The sequence below is a fragment of the Clostridium sp. Marseille-P3244 genome (assembly GCF_900120155.1).
GTDB lineage: Bacteria > Bacillota > Clostridia > Lachnospirales > Lachnospiraceae > Mediterraneibacter.
Window position 1 is genome coordinate 253135 of sequence record NZ_LT635548.1, and the last position, 18413, is coordinate 271547.

Below are 18413 nucleotides of genomic sequence, written 5' to 3' on the forward strand. Positions count from 1 at the left end.
TTATCTGATTATTCTGATAAATTCAGCTCATCGGGGCCGTGTACCTTTTAAAAGGGGTCAGGCCCCTTTTAAAAGGTACACGGCCCCCTTCGCAAATTCTGCATCCACCGGCAGTTCCGGCACTGCGTTTTTCTTTACTACGCCATAATCTTTCACCGCCACAGTAACTGTGGTAAATGGCAGCGGTATTACATATTTATCCCACCGTCGTTTCAGACGCAGGCAAGAGGAATAGGAAAGTGAGATCCCTACAAACTCTTCCTGTGCATGCTCTGACAGATAAAATGCCAGTTTCTTCGGCTCATGTCTGGGGCCAAGCGGCCCGTCCAGCGCCACAGCTATTGAATGGGTCTTCTCATACGAATCCTGAACGATTTTTTTCAGTGCGGTAAATGCCTTGAATCCGTCCGGGACTCTAAGGGCATTTCCGCCGCTTTTTTGCACCATGTTCTCAATATAATTTCCTCTTGTATCGGCTGTCACAATGACATCCACCGGAGTAGTCTTGGCGGACAGTTTATCCAGCACAATATTCATGAAAAAACTGTCTTCATGCCAGAATCCAAAGATCTGACTGTCGCCATAATGATTCTCCTCATACCATTGTATCTTGACTGTCCGTTCGATAAAATCAAGATATTTAGTGAACAGCCATTGCAGAGTGTTCTCTGCGAGTTTCTTCATCTTCATAAGTCTCCCCTCCGGAAGTTTTTAGCGCACTATACTGATTGTAGAGCATCTCTTCGTATATGGCAAGCGTGGAAGATCGATAATTTGCTGCGGTCCGAAATGCCGCTTTTTGCATCTTTTTATAATTTTCTTCCCGGAGTGCTTCTATCACACGATCTGACCATTCTTCTTCCTCTTCAGCTGTCAGAAATCCGTTGATCCCATCCTCCACGATATCGTCCACTCCCACCGCCTGGACCGCTACCACAGGACATCCTGCTGCCATTGCCTCTGCCAGCACAATCCCCTGTGTCTCTGACTTCGACGCAAACAGAAACAAATCCGCAGAATAGAGGTAATCCTTCACACTCTCATTGGGAATGCTGCCCACAAAAGTGATCATATCCTGAACTCCCAGAATGGAAGCTCTTGTCTTAAGTTCGGATTTCTGACTTCCGTCTCCAAGGATCAGAACATGAAAATCATCTCCCATTTTCCTTCTGATCTCCGCGATTCCTCTGATCAGAAAGCCATAATTTTTTTCCTTTTCCAGCCGGGATACAGTGACCAGCAGGTTCTTTTTGCCCCTGCCGTATTTTTGCCGTATTTTCTCTGACTTTTCCACATCTTTCCGGAAAAAAGTCTCATCCAGTCCGGTAGGAAGCACTTCCGTCGGAGTTTTCACTCCATATTCCCGGATGACCTTCTTCATCCCCTCTGACGGAGCCAGTACAAGATCGCATTTTCCTGCAAACCATCCCATATAAAACGGGATGAGTTGTTTCCGGATCATCTCTACAGCTTTTTTCTTTATCCAGAGGCTTTCATTTTTCACCCGAAAAACAGAAAGATAATGAAGGTAATCCTCATATCTTGTGTGGTATGTATATACAACCGGAATCCTGTATTTTTTCCCAAGCCATAATCCCCATGGCCCGACAAACATTGGATGATGCACATGGATGCAGTCAAAATGCTCCCGCGCAAATATGTCTATAATTGCTTTCGGATAGACTGCCGGATACACCATTCCGTTATCCATCTTTTTCTTCTGGGAGCAGTAACGTACTACCCGCTCCGGGGCCCGTCTGTCCTCTTCCAGTAACTTTTCCCTCTCTTCCATACTCTCTCCATACATTGGAGCAAAAACTGTGACCTGATTTCCGAGGCGGATCAGCTCCTGCGCCTGACGTTCTACTGAAATCGGTACTCCGCCCACAAACGGTCTGTAATTATTGGTCAACATTGCGATCTTCATCAAACTCATCCCCCTTCACTGTAATTTTCATAAATTATTTCTCCCTTGCATGTCCTAAGATAAAAGTCGAATCGCCGCGTCCCCGAAGAAATATCCTGCTCCGACAAATGCCAGATTCCAGAGGAATATTCCACAGATCGAACTGATCGTATATTTCGCAAAATCCATCTTTACCATTCCCGCCGGAATAGAGATGATCGTACGTACCATGGGAAGCAGCTTGCTGATAAACACACCGACTGACCCCTTTCTCCTTAGAAACTCCATTTTTTCCTCAATGACCGGACGGTGTTTTGGAAATTTTCTGAAATAAACTTCCAGAAGTTTTCCCCCTCCAAATCTGCCCAACAGATATAGAGCCCAGCTTCCGGTCAGTCCTGCCGCTACAGTCAGCAGCATGACTACCGGAAAACTGATTTCACCCTGAGCCGCCCACAGCCCCGCCAGAGGCATGATCACTCCTGCCGGAAATCCGGGGAGATTGAGATATTCCAATAGTACGATCAGATAGATGAAAAAAGCGCCATATTGTAAAAAATAATTGGTAAGATCCTGGATAGTCAAAAAATACAGCCCCCTTTCAACTGTATACAGGATATCCTGCAAATCTTAAGGGGGCTGATATAAGATTCTAAAGAAATGTTAAAGATTTTTATTCTGGAAAGACAGAAATTAAAGGAGCCCTGCCTGCTTGGCTACAAGCATCGCACCGGCCGCGCTTAAAGGCACAGCATTTTTCTCTGGTATATACTGCGTAACTTCCGCACACTTTACCTCTCTGGAAAAAATCTCATACAGGGCCTGCCGGAGCGGATTTTTCCCCGCTATTATAATCCTGGCCTTCTTCTGGCCTGAAATCGCACTGCTGTTCAACATCCGGATATCACTTTCAAGAATAGCCCCAAGGATATAGCTTGCTATCCGGTCCGGTGTCTGTTCCAGCAGGATCTCCATGATCCTTCCGCAGAAGCAGGCACGCCCAATCCCCACATCCCGTGCCGTCTTATAGCCCAGCAATGCCATATCACTGTCATAATTTTCTTCCTCGGCGAAGTGAGAATCCACTGTTTTTGCAATGCTTGTCTCTTTCGTAATGGCCTCCAGCAGTTCCCCGGCAATGGATGTAGCCGAGCCTTGAATCTTTCCCTGTTCATCGACAGATATATATTTCGTATGGCTTCCCGGCAACACCAGCAGTTTCTGTCCCTCTTCTGGGAAACGTTGGAGCAGCGCCAGGCTCTCTACCTCTTCGCCCCGCATCATATCTGCCTGTTCTACGCCGGATAGATTGGATACACTCCCCTGGTTTCTGATCCCTGGAATAAACCAGACCGGCAGTGGACATATCTCCGGCATGCAATGTTTCTCCATGTGTAGGGACAGTTCTCGGACCCCGGCAGGCGCTTCCACATGGGGGATCTCCACCAGTCCCAGTTCTGACGTAATCATTCCTGCGGCCAGAATACTTCCGACGTCATCCCAGCAGATTCCTTCCATATGCAGGATCTGTTCCATGCATTGCCGTAGTCCCGCCTTTAATTTCCTGTTAGTCCCGTCAACGGCTGTATTTCTTACTCCTACTGCCGTCTGTGCCAATCGTACCGGTTCTGTTTTGTTCTTCCAGAGGAGTACTCTCGTATTTGTAGTTCCTGTGTCTATCGTAAGAATATACTTCATGCCGGACCTCCTGCCGCTTTTCCCGCTATTTCTGGTATGCGCGGATCCTTTCAACATACTTTCCGGCCAGCTCTGCCATCCTGTCATAATCCCCGCCGCAGATCATGTCTTTTCTCACCAGATTGCCTCCAATGCCAAACATGGAAATCCCTGCGTCACAGAACCGGCTAATATTATCCAGATCCACCCCTCCCACTGCTGCCAGAGGGATATAGGGGAATGGACCTCTCAGAGCTTTTATATAAGAAACTCCCAGTACGTCTGCCGGGAAGATCTTAATAACGTCTGCTCCCCATTCATATGCATTTTCAATCTCTGTCGGGCTCATCGCGCCTGCCATAACAAACAGTCCAAGCTCTTTTCCACAGCGGATGACATCCTGCTTTGCAGAAGGCGTTATAATAAAACTACTTCCCGCATCATACGCAGCCTGTACCTGTTCTGGTGACAGAACCGTTCCGGCTCCACAGAGTACGTTTTCTCTGCTGAAATTGGTGAGCACCGTCTTTATTTTTTCTGTCGTGTATTCCGGTGTCTTTGTTTGATCAAACGGAATCTCGACTAATGTGATTCCCCCCTTTTTCAGTGCGTCTACAGTTGCAGGAAGCCGCTCTTGATCTACTCCTCTCAGAATAGCGATTAGTTTCTCATTGAAAAAACGTTTTTTATATGCTTTATTTTCCAAACAGCCATTCATCATATCTTCTGATTCCTTCTTCCAGAGTTATCTGGGGTTTATAGCCAAAATCTTCCCAGGCCCTGCTGTTGTCCATCCTCCCAATATTATCATATCCCAGTCCGCCGCTCCCTATCTCCATCCTGGCCTGTGGAAACAGTTCCTGGACAATCTTTACAACATTCCGGTATGGAGTGAACATACCCCCACCCATATTGTAAACTTTATACCTCAGTTTCTCTGCACCCACAGCCTGTGTCATGCCGCGGACTACGTCATCAATGTATACATAATCCAGATACTGGTCTGCTCCGGAGTCCCATCTCACTGCTGTATTCTCATGGACTGCCTTAAGCAGCATCGCAATCGGACACTCACGGACACGTCCCGGTCCATATACGAACCCAATACGAAGGATCCCACACTCGATTCCGTAATTTTTTACAACTTCCTCGGCAGCGATCTTGGACGAATCATAAGCACATTCCGACTGCAGCGGCATGTCCTCAGTAATCGGATCTGAGATGTTATTGCCATATACCCCGGCTGCACTGGCAAAAAGATATCTTTTTACTCCGGTGATCCTTGCTGCTTCTATGGAATTGATCACACCTGCCAGGTTGATCTGGAACATTTTGTACGGGTCATCCGCCGCCATCTTCGGATGGGACAAAGCCGCGTTGTGTACCACAACTTCCACCTGGTGATCCAGCATTGCCTGGACCATACGGCTGATTTCATATAATTCCCCTATGTACGGGAAAAAATGTTGGTTTTTAATGTCCGGAATATTTCGGGAATATCCGACTACATCATAGCCTTCATCCAAAAGTTTCTTCACCAAAGCATGCCCGATCAGTCCGCTGCATCCGATCACCATAACTGTTTTCAAGACAACTGCCCCCTTCCTGCTATTTTAAAGTTGATGACGGCTCGATCTCTCCGTTCAGTACTTGTTCCGTAGCTTCCGCCACCGCATCCTGTACATCCTGCGGAACATCGATATAGTCTGTAGCCATTTTCAGGGTTGTCCCTTCTGCAACACTCCTATAGATTACGCGACCCTCAAAATTCCCCTCTGCATATTCCTTCATCGCCTCATATACCCACTCATCGTATGGTGTCACAAAAGAGCCAATCACCTGTCCGGGGAGATCCCCGTTCTGATCCACGTCGATACCGATCACATAATGTCCTTCACCCAGTTCTTTCGCGCTCTCAAAAACGCCCTTTCCAGATTCTGCGGCCGCCTGGAAAATGATATCGCATCCCTCATTGTACAGAAGATCCGCCATCTGCTTTCCCTTGGTAGGATCCGAGAAATCGCCGACGAACATTACTTCCACTTCACAGTCCGGATTGGAAGCGGCAACACCGTCCACAAAACCGCCGCCTACTCTGCCAAGCTGATCGTTGTCCACACCGCCGAGGAACGCTACCTTGTTCGTTTTTGTCATCAGTCCCGCATACACTCCTGTAATATAGGTTCCGTACTGTTCCTCGTTCCATGTGCTGATTACATTGTCACCGTCTGCCTCGCCAAGCGCGATCATAAATTTTGTATCCGGATAGTCAGGCGCCACTCTTCCGACTGCTTCCTGCAGTTCCGGCATATTGGCGATAATGAGTCCGTATCCCTCCTCGCAGAGAGCCCGGAAATTTTCTTCATATTCTCCGGCTTTCGCCTCTACAACAGTCGTCTCTTCAAAGCCAAACTCCTCTACAGCTTTTTCAAAACCCGCGTAGCACAGATCAATCGTAGGGTCTCCAAGTGGCTGCACCGTCACAAATGCAGCGCTCATTGTGATATCTCCTCCTTCAGCTTCCCCGCTGCTCTGTTCCTTGTCTCCACCGGAGCATCCTGCCGCAAGAACCAGCATAACCATACAAAGAAGTACTGCCAACAATCTCTTTTTCATACATATTCCTCCTAATTGTTCTCATGAATTTAAATAACGGATTACTGAACTGCTTTCTTTACTGCTCTTTTGATCTTCTGCTTCTTTTTTTCCAACATGAGCTGAATAATCGTCAGCGCGATCACGCAGATGTATGGGATCATCAGGATCAAATAGGATGAGTACTCATAAAGCTGCAGATAATTCGACAGCATTTCCGCCGTTCCGAACAGCATCGTCACCAGAAGCACCCGCAGGGCATTTCCCCGGGCAAACATGACCGCCACCAGCGCGATGAATCCTCTGCCTGCCGTCATGCCTTCCGTGAACATAGACAGATATCCAATGGACAACTGAGCACCTGCCAGTCCGCATAGGACTCCTGTGATGACCAAAGTCAGAAGGCGGATCCTGTAGACACTGATTCCCACCGTCGCGGCAGCCTGCGGATTTTCTCCGCTGGATATGATCTGCAATCCCAGCTGCGTCTTTTTCAGAATAAAATATGCCAGGAATACACTGATATACGCAAAGCATACCAGAATATTCAGATCTGTCATAAAGCCGCCCAAAATCGGAATATCCTTCAGCACCGGCACGGAAAACTCAGGGATCTTTACGATCCGTTCCGATACCAGTGACCCGGAGACATCGAAGATCGTCCTGAGCAGAAAGATTGACAATCCGTCTAAAAGCACATTCATCGTAAAGCCGACCACCAGCTCAGCCCCGCCGAATTTGATCGTTATCAGAGCAAAGAAAAGCGATGCTGCCAGTCCGGCTCCCACACCGGCCAGTATGCCTGTGATCCAGTTTTCTGTAAAATAGCATCCGGCAACTGCCGCGAAAGCAGAAATCAGCATTGTTCCTTCCAGGGAAATATTGGTCACTCCTGCCCTGTCACACAGCAAAGAACCGATCGCGCACAGCAGAATCGGCGCAGATACTGCCAGTACGGTAATGATAAGATTATTCAGCATCTGGTTCATCTCCTCCTTTCTTTCTTATTTTATAGAAAGCCCTTTTCGCTGTTTCTGTCAGCCTGTCCAGTCCGATATAGGCGGACAGATATCTCGCCGATACGAAACAGATGATAAAAGCTTTGATTACTTCCGCAAGGGCTCTTGGCACCTCGGCGCTTCTCTCTACTACCAGGGAACCCGCTTTCATCGCCCCCATAAACAGCGCTCCGAGGAAAAGTCCGAATGGTTCATTCCCTCCCAGAAGGGACGCCAGAATTCCTTCAATCCCGAAATCCGGTGAAAATCCTGATTCATAACGCCAGGTAACGCCCATTACCTCCGCGGCCCCGCACAGTCCGGCTATCGCCCCGCTCAGCAGCATCGCGCGCCACCGGATCTGATCGACCTGGATCCCGCCATAATGAGAAAATTCACTGTTCAATCCTGTCATTGATACCCGAAATCCGGCTTTCGTATACTTTAACGCAAAATGCGCGAGGATGATCAGCGCTACCGCGATCACAAATCCATATGTCACTGTGTACGGCGGTATGATTTTCTCCAGTCTGGCATTTTCACTGATCAGTTCTGTCGCCATAGTCTGTCCGTAGGTATCCTCCGGCAGAAAAAATGTCTGCGTCAAATAATCGCACAGATACATGGCGATATAATTCATCATCATTGCCGGAATGGCCTCATTTCCTCCCAGACGTACCCGGATCAGTGCCGGGATTACTGCCCACAGACATCCGGAGATCATGGCTGCCCCAAAACAGACCAAGATGTGCAGAAACATGGGCAGTCCCTCAAAATAGATACCGGCCAGCGCCGCCGCAAAAGCTCCCATATACAGCTGTCCGTCTACTCCAAAATTAAACATCCCGCCCCGGAAGGCTACCGTTGCCGCCAGTCCCGCAAACAGCAGAGGCGTTGTCCAGCGAAGGGTGGACGCAATAGCGGACGGGCTGCCAAAGGCACCGCTTATCATATAGCCATAAACTATAATAGGATTATTCCCGGTAAAAGCAATAAAAATTGATCCGACAATCAGACCCAGTATAATCGCCAGGATCGCTGAACTGATCTTGATCGGCTGCTGTCTGAAATCAAAATTCACGAAGCGTCACCTCCTTTGATTCCGGCCATCAGAAGCCCGATATCTTCCTCGCTGCTCTCATTTGTCGTAGTCTCGCCGATAATCCTCCCGTTATACATCACCAGGATCCGGTCACTTAACGACATGATCTCAGACAGTTCATACGATACCAGCAGGATAGCTACGCCTTTTTCTCTCTGTTCCAGTAGTTTTTCATGGATAAAAGTTGTTGCGCCTATATCCACGCCCCGAGTCGGCTGAGCAGCGATCAGCACAGTCGGTTCTGCCAGCATTTCCCGTGCCACTATTGTTTTTTGGAGATTTCCTCCTGAAAGGGAATAGGCCGGATCTTCTATCTTTCCATATTTGATCCCATACATTTTATAGGCTTCCTCCGCTTTTACCTTTTGGCTTCGCCAGTTGATAAGCGGTGAGCCGCCCCTCTGATTGATAAAGTTTCCCATACTGTAGTTCTGCAGCAGGGATGCTTCCAGCGCCGCTCCTCTTGACTGCCGGTCTTCCGGGATATGCATCAGACCTTGTAAACGCCTCTTTGCCACACCATCCTGTGCGCGAAATTCTTTCCCGCCTATAATAACAGTGCCGTCATACTCATTTTCAAATCCTGTGATCACATCGATCAGATCTGTCTGCCCATTTCCCTGGACACCTGCAACTCCCACTATCTCCCCGGCCCGCACCTCAAAAGATACTTGATCCAGAGTCTGCACGCCAAATTTGTCATATCTGGTCAGATCCGTCACTTTTAACCTGACTTCTCCTGGCCGGTGTTCTTCCTTTGTGACTTCCATATTCATCTTTTTCCCTACCATCATCCGGGCGATCTCCTCTTCCGAGGTCTCGCTGGTCTTCAGATGTCCGGTTACTTTCCCGTTCCTTAAGATCGTAATATCATCTGTCACAGAGGTCAGTTCCGCCAGCTTATGTGTGATCAGAACGATACTCTTTCCCTTTTCCTTTAATTCCTTGAGCGTAATAAAAAGCTGTCTGATCTCCTGGGGGGTCAGGATCGCTGTCGGCTCATCCAGGATCAGAATATCTGCCCCAAGGTAAAGAGCCTTCAAAATTTCCACTCTCTGACAGATTCCTACCGGAAGGTCTTCCACAACGGCCAGCGGATCTACTTTCAGATTGTAGAGCTCTGACATTTCCCGGATTTTTTTGATGGCCCTGTCCCGGTCGATTACACCCAGTCCTTTTTTAGGCGGATTCCCCAGTATGATATTCTGCGCCACAGTCAGTGACGGAACCAGGGTGAAATGCTGGTGTACCATACCGATCCCGTGCTGGATCGCTGTTTTTGGAGAAGTCAGCCTGACCTCCTTTCCGTTGATCCTGATGCTTCCCTCATCCGGGCTGTACATCCCGTACAGGATCTTCATCAGCGTTGTCTTCCCGGCCCCGTTTTCCCCAATCAGGCCGTGGATACAATAATCCTTGCAGACAAAATCCACTTTGTCATTTGCTGTGACAGCGCCAAAACGCTTTGTGATCCCTGTCATTTCCACACGGTTTCCCATGATCATCCGTTCCTTTCTTCCTCTTCATCGGAAAACTGTATTCCTCTCAGTGCGTCATCCCGCAGTTTTTCAAGATGCCGTTTCATGTGTCGGGCGGCTTTGTCCGGGTCTCTCTCCTCCATGGATCGCAGAATCCGCCAATGATCCTGTGCATTTTCATAATTGTGATATTTTGGCTGTACATCAAAGCTGTTTTCTATATTCCACTGTTCATCCAGCAAAATGTCCATGATCGTCATCACAAACCGGTTATCTGCCACTGCGGCGATTTCTTTATGGAACTGTGCATTCAGCCTTGTGACAAGAGAAAGGTCTTCCGGATGCGCATCTACTTCTGTCAGGATCCTCTTCATCCGCCCGACAGCCTCCTCTGTCAGGTTCAGCACGGCCCTGCGCACGGAATCAGTCTCCAGCAGGATCCTTACGGTAATGATATCCTCCAGTTGTTTTGAAGAATCGATCTTCACTGAATTCATCAGTCTGTTGTTCAGATAAAACCGGCGGATCTCGTTCTGATTTTTCCGGACATACTCCCTGCCCTTTTCCGTGATCATCCGTCCTTCATTGTTTTCAAGACTTGTATACCCGTCTCCATCGGAAGCTTTCAGAGCCCTTCCTACTGTGGCCAGACTGGTTTTCAGACCCTGCTCTTTCAGCTTGTTTGTCAGAACCCAGCTTCCCATAGACGTGTCTGACTCAGCCAGATACTCCAGGATCAGAAACCGCATGATCTCTGAATTTGATCTGAAAAACCCACTTTTTCTGATCTGCTGATAATTCATATCCTGCATACTGGTCTCCTATAATGATTCTTCAGAAATTTCCCTAGGGTTGATAAATCTGCCGTATCCTTTCTCTGCCAGAATACGTCCGCTGTCATAGACGATTTTTCCTCTGACGATCGTTTTGTCTACCGCGCCTTTGATCTTCCATCCGTCATAGGGGCTCCATTTCTGTTTATAATATAATTTTCCGCCGTCAACGATCCATTCTCTTCCCATGTCCACAATTGCAAAATCTGCATCTGCCCCGATCCGCAGGCATCCCTTTCTCGGATATATTCCAAATTTTTTGGCTGCGTTTGTCGACAGAAGCTTTGCTGTCTCGGCCGCAGAAAATCCGTGTCTGTTCATACATGCATCCAAAGTCAGCGGAGCCAGCGTCGCAACGCCCGGCATGCCGTTTTCACATGCCCAGATATCTTCTTTTGCCGCCAGTTTTTCCTCGTACAGATAATCGGTATGATCCGATGTGATCATAGTGATCGTCCCGTTTCTTAAGTATTCCCACATTGCTTCTGTATTTTCCGGTCTGCGCAGGGGAGGCGTACACTTCGCGAACCCGGCACGCTCTTCCAGCAGCCTGCAGTCCGCCGCGATATAATGTGGGCAGGTTTCCGCGCTGATATCCACACCTCTCTGCTGTGCTTTTCTGATCTGTTCAGCTCCTCCGGCAATAGTCATGTGTACGATGTGCATATGACCGCCGGTCTGTTCCGTAAAAAAGATCACCCGGTTGATAGCTTCCAACTCCACGATCTCGTCCCGGCTCTCCATGTGTGCCAGAGGATCCCGGCGCCCCTGCGCCTTCATCCTCTTTTCTCCTGTATCCGCCATCTCCGCATTCTCCGCATGTACAGCCAGAAGAAAGCCTTTTTTTCTGGACAGACGGAGGGCGTCATAGAGCACAGAGTCGGGAATGTGGGGATAATCTTCATTGCAGTATGAGATGAAACCTTTAAACGCTACTGCTCCCATTGCATACATCTTTTCCAGTTCCTTGAGATTGTCCGGGACAAGCGCTCCCCAAAGAGCAAAATCCACGCAGGATTTTTCGCCTGCCGTCCTTTTTTTCAACGCAAAAGAAGCCTCGTCTTTTACAGGCGGAATACTCAAAGGGTGCTCTATGATCGTGGTGATCCCTCCTGCTGCCGCTGCTCTGGACGCATAATACCAGTCGTCCCGGATCCCTCGTCCCGGATCCCAGCAGTGTACATGAGGGTCAATAAATCCCGGGAATATATATTTCCCCTCCGCGTCAACAGTCTGCCGCGCTTCTCCGATCTCTCCTTCCTGTCCGATACAGACGATCCTTCCGTCCCGAATCCCGACCTCACCGCATACAACACCGTTTTCCAGCACCAGTATGCCGTTCCTGATTGCTAAATCAAGCAAACTTTCACCTTCTTTCTCTTCTCTGAGCGCCTCTTTCCTGACTGCTCATCTATGATGAGTATAAAGCTTCTGTTTTTCGCCTTCAATTTACTCATTTTCTTTTTGTAACTATTTCTAATTTTGAATAGGTATGTTTGTGCATTTTCCTGTTTTGATGTTTTTATCTGTTTTTTCGTTTGACAATTACATTTTTTCGAGATTATTATATTTTTGTCAAAAAATTGTCGGAAAATTATATCGTTTTTGAAATGGAGGTATAGAAATGGACTATCTTGATCCTGCCATGACCCCTGCTATCTTAAAATTCAATCCAGAGGAAAATGAATTTCAAGATTCGGTGCGCCGCTGGCAGGCTGCGCCTTCTGTTGAGGCACTGGACAACGGTTCTGTCTTTGTCATATTTTACGGGGGAGCTGAGCCGGAGGTACCTGGCAATTACATAAAAGTCATTATAAGCACTGACCGGGGGCTGACCTTCTCGGGAGATTCTATTGTGATCAAGCATCCGGATCCAGCCATCCGCCTCTATGATCCGAACATATGGCTGGACCCGGAAGGACGCCTCTGGCTGTTCTGGAATCAGGGCCGGGGTTTCAATGACGGACGGGCAGGCGTATGGGCTTCCGTATGTCAGCATCCGCAGGTTCCTTTCCGGGAACTCACCTTTTCAGAGCCCCGCCGGATCGCCAACGGAGTCATGATCAATAAACCGCTCGTGTTGTCCAGCGGAGAATGGCTCCTGCCATGCGCGATCTGGATCAGCGAACCCCCGACTGAGGACCATGGGCTCCAGGACGAATATTATCCTAATGTCTATATTTCCTCTGACCGCGGGAAAACTTTCCATCTCCTGGGGCATGCCGATATGCCCAACCGGAGTTTTGATGAACATATGCTGTATGAAAAAAAGGACGGCACCATCTGGATGCTCAGCCGGACTTTTGACGGAATTGGGGAAAGCTTTTCCAAAGATAAAGGAAGGACATGGTCTGCCGGACGGAAATGTCATATTGACGGCCCCTGCTCCCGGTTCTTTATCCGGCGCCTTTCCTCCGGAAATCTGCTCATGGTCAATCATTATCAGTTTGAGGAGCGCATTGATCTGGAAGAAATCAGAAAACAGGGACCGGTAAAATCCTGGCGCGGCAGGACAAATCTGACTGCCATGATAAGCCGGGATGAGGGACAGACCTGGGCGGGTACACTGCTCCTGGATCCCAGGAACGACGCAGCATATCCCGATGCCACCGAACGCGGCGGATTTATCTATATCACATATGACTGGGAAAGAGTAACAGAAAGAGAGATACTGCTGTCAAGAATCACTGAAAAAGAAATCCTGGACGGAGTGATCTCCAGCCCGGATTCCTTTCTGGCCCACACCATAAATAAGGCATACGGATGATATACAGCATGGCTTTGATGCTATCGAAGAAGCCGGAAAGAACACTCTCCACACGGTCACGACACAGAACCGGCTCCTGATCCGTATCATTGACAATGGGGGTAGGAATGTCCGTCATCTTGTTTTCTGCCCACACTCAACCCCCCGCATTTTAGGAAAACCATTTTCCGGCTTTCGTCTTTCTCAACAGCCAGATGCAGACAAACGACACTGCCCCTATACTGATCACCAAGGCCGGCACCGCGATCCAGGCGGACAGATCCCATGGCTCCACAAATTTTTTGTAATTATCGAGAAACAGAATATGGATCAGATAGATCCCAAAGGAACAGCCGCAGAACAGATCGATCCATTTTTGCGCCCGCTCTCCGGGAACAAAATTCGCTTCTTTCAGTCTGAGCATCAGCAGGAAGAATGCAGCGGCGGCTATTACGATAAACGGCGTTTCATATGTCAGGGCTCCCTCATAATGGCTGCCCTGGCTGACTGTCACTGCAAGTGTGATTCCAAAAGCCGCGGCCAGACCGCACACGCATATGATCCCGGCCGCTTTCTGGCCAAGACGGATATGTCTTCTGTATTTATAGATATAATAGCCTACAAACACATAGTAGGCATAGGCGCGGTCGCCGATCAGCGGAAGATCATAGTAAGCCTCCTGGTCCATAAGCCTCAGGATATAGTTTAAAAGAACAGCAGCAGACGCCACGGCAAGAAACGCCTTTTCCAGCTTCATACTCATTCCTCTGCACATCACCTGAAAGAACGGCAGCACCAGATAGATCGGGATCATTGCGTACAGATACCACAGATGTTCCTCTGTCGGTTTGTCCAGAATGGCTGCCAGGTCACAGGGCGTCCCCATGTAAAATGTATTCCAGAAATAATAGACCGCACTCCATACGATCAGCACTACAAGGAATCGCAGAAGGCGGCGTCCATGCTTGGCCAGAGGTTCATCCCTTCCCACAAGCAGCGCGCCGGTGATCATAAAAAAGCAGGGTACACTGACTCTGGCGGCCGTATCCAGCGCCAGCGAAAAGAGATACTCTCCGCCGCTTATCTTTCCATATGCCCTGCAGAAATAATTGGTCACATGGATCACGATAACCAGGACAAAGGATATCAGCCGGATCAGTTCCAGATTATAATTTTTTCTTTTCATCGTGTTTCCCTGCATTTTGCTTTCCCGCGTTTCTTTTCATCAGACTTGCCTTCACTACCGCTCCCTGCCCGAACCTGGCGTTCAATTCATCCATTGCCTTTTTCACGCGTCTGTGCTTCTCATCCATCTCTTTCGGCGGTTCTATATCGAAAATAGACATCTGCTCGGGAGCCGCTTCATCGGTCAGTTTGGACGTCCGGATCCCAAGAAGCCGGACCGGCTCCCCGCTCCACACTTCCAGGAACAGCGCGCAAGCAGTCTCGCTGAGGACCGCCGGATCATTGGACGGCCGGTCCAGCTGTATCTGATGGGAGATCGTCCGAAAATCATAATACTTGATCTCCGCGCTCACCATGCCGGCTTTTTTTCCTGCCTTTTTCAGGCGGTTTCCCACACTGTCTGCCAGTTCCTCAAAAACCGGACGGACTTCTTTCATATCTGATATATCTTCTTTCAACGTCGTAGAATTACCGATCCCCTTGGCTTCCTCCGGCTCCGCCTGGACTACTTCCGCCCCTCTTCCATTGGCGAACTCCCACAGCATCCTGCCGTGGCTTTTCAGATGCAGCGCGATCAGATCCGGATCTGTCCCGGCCAGGTCGCCGATCGTATTGATCTCAAGCTTTTTGAACGTTTCCACACTGGACCGGCCCGCCATATAGAGATCTCCGATCGGCAGCGGCCACATTTTTTCCCGGATCTCCTCAGGGAACAGTGTGTGGATCCGGTCCGGCTTTTCAAAATCCGAAGCCATCTTCGCCAGCAGCTTATTCGTTGAAATACCGATATTGACAGTAAACCCGAAACGCTCCTTAATGCCGTCTTTGATCTCCACTGCTCCGTCTACAGGAGAATGATAGCGGCCCATGATAGGCGTAAAATTCATATAGCACTCGTCCACGCTGACCTGCTCGATCTCTTTCGTAAATGTCCGAAGATACTCCATGAGCTGTCTGCTCTTTTCCCGGTACATCTTGTGGTCCGGGGGATACATGGCAAGATTCGGGCACTTACGAAAGGCATTCGCAACAGGTTCCCCTGTGCGGATGCCATATCGTTTTGCCGGAGAGGATTTGGCCAGCACCACGCCGTGGCGGGACTTCTGGTCCCCGCCGATGATGGCCGGTATCTCGCGCAGATCCACTCTGGCTCCTTTTTTCAGTTGTTCTACTGCTGTCCAGCTTAAATAAGCCGAATTTACATCAATATGAAAAATAATGGGTGTCATCTGACGATCGCCCCTTCCGCCGTACTCCCCAGCTGAGGAAAATACAGGAATTCCCGGATCAGTCTGCCGGCCTGACCTGTCCTTTTACGGATGCAGTCAGCTTCCCGTCGGCCACATCGATCAGGATCGTATCGCCCCGCCCCACATCTCCGCCGAGGATCAGCCTTGCGGCAAGAGTCTCAACATTTTTCTGCAGGTAGCGCTTCAGAGGTCTTGCGCCGTACATCGGGTCGTAACCTCCCTCTGTCACAAAATCTTTCGCCTCTTCTGTAAGTTCGATCTTCAGCTCTTTCTCCTCAAGCCGTCTGTTAACATCCGATATCAACAAATCAATAATGGCACGGATATTCTGTTTCGTCAATGGCCGGAACATGATAATTTCATCCAGCCGGTTCAGAAACTCCGGACGGAAGTGAGCTTTCAGGTCATTCATGGTCAGTTCCTGGCACTTCTCATCGATGGTGCCGTCTTCATGGATCCCTTCCAGCAGATAACCTGCTCCGATGTTGGATGTCATGATCAGGATCGTATTCTTGAAGTCCACGGTCCGCCCCTGGGAATCCGTGATCCGCCCGTCATCCAGCACCTGGAGGAGCACATTGAACACATCCGGATGCGCCTTCTCGATCTCGTCGAACAGAACCACCGAGTACGGCTTCCTGCGGACTGCCTCTGTAAGCTGGCCGCCCTCATCGTATCCCACATATCCCGGAGGCGCTCCGATCAGTCTGGACACAGAGTATTTCTCCATGTACTCACTCATATCGATCCGCACCATGTTGTTCTCATCGTCAAACAGGCTCTGTGCCAGCGCCTTCGCGAGCTCTGTCTTGCCCACTCCGGTAGGCCCGAGGAACAAAAATGAACCGATCGGCCTCCCGGGATCCTTGATCCCTGCCTTAGAACGGATGATGGCCTCTGTCACAAGTTCCACCCCTTCGTCCTGTCCGATAACCCTTTTGTGGAGTTCATCCGCCAGGTGGAGCGTCTTATTCCTCTCGCTCTCGTTCAGCTTCGCCACCGGGATCCCGGTCCACCGTGAAACGATGCGCGCGATCTCCTCTTCCGTGACGGCCTCATGGACAAGGGCCAGATCTTTTGCCTTTACCTTCTCCTCTTCTTCCTCCAGCTGTTTCTGCAGCTGGGGCAGTCTGCCGTACTGAAGCTCGGCGGCCTTGTTCAGGTCATACTCCCGCTGGGCTTTCTGGATATCTTTATTGACCTGCTCGATCTCCTCGCGGATCTTCTGCACGCGTTCCACAGATGTCTTCTCATTCTCCCACTGCACTTTTTTGCCGGCGTACTCTTCTTTCAGTCCCGCCAGCTCTTCCTGGAGATGTTCCAGGCGCTCTTTGCTCAGACGGTCGTCCTCTTTCTTGAGGGCTTCCTCCTCGATCTCCAGCTGCATGACCCTTCTGCGCAGTTCATCCAGCTCTGTCGGCATGGAATCCAGCTCTGTCTTGATCAGGGCGCACGCTTCATCCACAAGGTCAATAGCCTTGTCCGGCAGGAACCGGTCCGAAATATAACGGTTTGACAACGTGGCTGCCGCCACAAGAGCGCTGTCCGTGATCTTCACGCCGTGGAAAACTTCATAACGCTCTTTCAGTCCGCGCAGGATCGAAATTGCGTCTTCCACCGTAGGCTCATCTACCATCACCGGCTGGAACCGTCGCTCCAGAGCCGCGTCTTTCTCGATATACTGACGGTACTCATCCAGTGTGGTGGCGCCGATACAGTGCAGTTCACCTCTGGCCAGCATTGGCTTGAGCATATTTCCCGCGTCCATTGCGCCGTCGGTCTTTCCGGCTCCTACGATTGTATGAAGCTCATCGATAAACAGAATGATCTTTCCGTCGCTGTTTTTCACCTCTTCAAGGACTGCCTTTAAACGTTCCTCGAATTCGCCCCGATATTTGGCACCGGCTACAAGCGCTCCCATATCAAGGGAAAAGATCGTTTTTTCCTTCAGCCCTTCCGGGACATCCCCGCTGACGATCCGCTGTGCCAGTCCTTCCACAACAGCCGTCTTCCCGACGCCGGGCTCTCCGATAAGCACCGGATTGTTTTTTGTCTTACGCGACAGGATACGGATCACATTCCGGATCTCTTCATCCCGCCCGATGACCGGATCTAGTTTCTGATCCCGGGCACGCTCTACCAGATCCTGTCCGTACTTGTTCAGCGTATCATAGGTTGCTTCCGGATTGTCGCTTGTCACTCTCTGATTGCCTCTGACTGTGGACAATGCGTGCAGAAATCCCTCTCTGCTGATGCCAAACTCCCGGTAAAGCTGTTTCATATCTTTACTTGCATATTTTAACAGGGCTAAAAACAGATGCTCCACAGAGACATACTCGTCCCCCATCTGTTTTGCCTCATCTTCTGCATGAATGAGGACTTTATTGAGATCCTGTCCCACATAAGCCTGACCGCCCTGGACTTTCGGCCGCTTACCGATGGCCTGTTCCACACGGTTGATGAAGAACTGGCCCTGGATGCTCATTTTTTCCAATAATTTTAAAATCAGGCTGTCATCCTGTGTGAGCAGCGCATAGAGCAGATGCTCCTGCGCCAGCTCCTGATTGCCGTTATCCGCGGCGATCTTCTCACAGTTCTGGACAGCCTGAAGTGAATTTTGTGTAAATCTATTAATATTCATGG

15 protein-coding genes and 1 pseudogene are annotated in these 18413 nt (G+C 49.5%); 1 reads left to right on the top strand and 15 read right to left on the bottom strand.

What is annotated here, in order from left to right; translation table 11 throughout:
* Window positions 1-57: 57 nt before the first annotated feature.
* From BQ7367_RS01140 to allB, 12 genes and pseudogenes are all read right to left on the bottom strand, one after another.
* The gene (locus tag BQ7367_RS01140) at window positions 58-690 is read right to left on the bottom strand and encodes a lysophospholipid acyltransferase family protein (RefSeq protein WP_235837513.1); all 633 of its coding nucleotides are present in this window, start codon (window positions 688-690) and stop codon (window positions 58-60) included.
* Window positions 641-1927, bottom strand: a complete 1287-nt coding sequence (locus tag BQ7367_RS01145) for a glycosyltransferase (protein WP_072523788.1) — start codon at window positions 1925-1927, stop codon at window positions 641-643. Before BQ7367_RS01145 ends, BQ7367_RS01140 begins: the two co-directional genes overlap by 50 nt.
* 54 nt (window positions 1928-1981) lie before the next feature.
* The gene (locus BQ7367_RS01150) at window positions 1982-2491 is read right to left on the bottom strand and encodes a DedA family protein (protein ID WP_072523789.1); all 510 of its coding nucleotides are present in this window, start codon (window positions 2489-2491) and stop codon (window positions 1982-1984) included.
* Between the two features lie 108 nt (window positions 2492-2599).
* Entirely contained in the window at window positions 2600-3604 is a 1005-nt protein-coding gene (locus tag BQ7367_RS01155; RefSeq protein ID WP_072523790.1) for a 2-dehydro-3-deoxygalactonokinase, read from the bottom strand.
* 25 nt (window positions 3605-3629) lie between these two features.
* Window positions 3630-4289 carry a bifunctional 4-hydroxy-2-oxoglutarate aldolase/2-dehydro-3-deoxy-phosphogluconate aldolase gene (locus BQ7367_RS01160; protein ID WP_159431605.1) on the bottom strand — a complete coding sequence of 220 codons (660 nt, stop codon included), beginning with the start codon at window positions 4287-4289 and terminating at the stop codon, window positions 3630-3632.
* Window positions 4279-5172, bottom strand: a complete 894-nt coding sequence (locus BQ7367_RS01165; protein ID WP_143142931.1) for an NAD-dependent epimerase/dehydratase family protein — start codon at window positions 5170-5172, stop codon at window positions 4279-4281. The genes BQ7367_RS01160 and BQ7367_RS01165 overlap by 11 nt, the downstream gene beginning before the upstream one ends.
* Window positions 5173-5191: 19 nt before the next feature.
* Window positions 5192-6199 carry a BMP family lipoprotein gene (locus BQ7367_RS01170; protein ID WP_072523792.1) on the bottom strand — a complete coding sequence of 336 codons (1008 nt, stop codon included), beginning with the start codon at window positions 6197-6199 and terminating at the stop codon, window positions 5192-5194.
* A gap of 41 nt (window positions 6200-6240) precedes the next feature.
* Complete coding sequence (locus BQ7367_RS01175) at window positions 6241-7158, bottom strand: ABC transporter permease (RefSeq protein ID WP_072523793.1); 918 nt, start codon at window positions 7156-7158, stop codon at window positions 6241-6243.
* Complete coding sequence (locus tag BQ7367_RS01180) at window positions 7148-8257, bottom strand: ABC transporter permease (RefSeq protein WP_072523794.1); 1110 nt, start codon at window positions 8255-8257, stop codon at window positions 7148-7150. The genes BQ7367_RS01175 and BQ7367_RS01180 overlap by 11 nt, the downstream gene beginning before the upstream one ends.
* A complete protein-coding gene (locus BQ7367_RS01185) occupies window positions 8254-9783 on the bottom strand; it encodes an ABC transporter ATP-binding protein (RefSeq protein WP_200786677.1) in 1530 nt (509 codons plus the stop codon). The genes BQ7367_RS01180 and BQ7367_RS01185 overlap by 4 nt, the downstream gene beginning before the upstream one ends.
* Window positions 9780-10568: an FCD domain-containing protein gene (locus BQ7367_RS01190; RefSeq protein ID WP_072523795.1), complete on the bottom strand. Its 789-nt coding sequence runs from the start codon at window positions 10566-10568 to the stop codon at window positions 9780-9782. Before BQ7367_RS01190 ends, BQ7367_RS01185 begins: the two co-directional genes overlap by 4 nt.
* 9 nt (window positions 10569-10577) lie before the next feature.
* Window positions 10578-11957: pseudogene (gene allB / locus BQ7367_RS01195) on the bottom strand (allantoinase AllB); the annotation flags it as partial.
* Window positions 11958-12213: 256 nt separating this feature from the next.
* Between allB and BQ7367_RS01200 the strand changes: the two are divergent.
* Window positions 12214-13356, top strand: coding sequence for a sialidase family protein (locus tag BQ7367_RS01200; RefSeq protein ID WP_143142932.1), 1143 nt, complete (start codon window positions 12214-12216; stop codon window positions 13354-13356).
* A gap of 151 nt (window positions 13357-13507) precedes the next feature.
* Here BQ7367_RS01200 and BQ7367_RS01205 read toward each other — a convergent pair whose 3' ends face one another.
* From BQ7367_RS01205 to clpB, 3 genes are read right to left on the bottom strand one after another with little or no spacing between them, the layout of a single operon-like run.
* Window positions 13508-14521 carry an acyltransferase gene (locus BQ7367_RS01205; RefSeq protein WP_072523797.1) on the bottom strand — a complete coding sequence of 338 codons (1014 nt, stop codon included), beginning with the start codon at window positions 14519-14521 and terminating at the stop codon, window positions 13508-13510.
* On the bottom strand, window positions 14502-15749 hold the full coding sequence (locus BQ7367_RS01210) for a Y-family DNA polymerase (RefSeq protein ID WP_072523798.1): 1248 nt from the start codon (window positions 15747-15749) through the stop codon (window positions 14502-14504). Before BQ7367_RS01210 ends, BQ7367_RS01205 begins: the two co-directional genes overlap by 20 nt.
* A gap of 58 nt (window positions 15750-15807) precedes the next feature.
* Window positions 15808-18411, bottom strand: coding sequence for an ATP-dependent chaperone ClpB (clpB, locus tag BQ7367_RS01215; protein WP_072523799.1), 2604 nt, complete (start codon window positions 18409-18411; stop codon window positions 15808-15810).
* Between the last annotated feature and the right edge of the window lie 2 nt (window positions 18412-18413).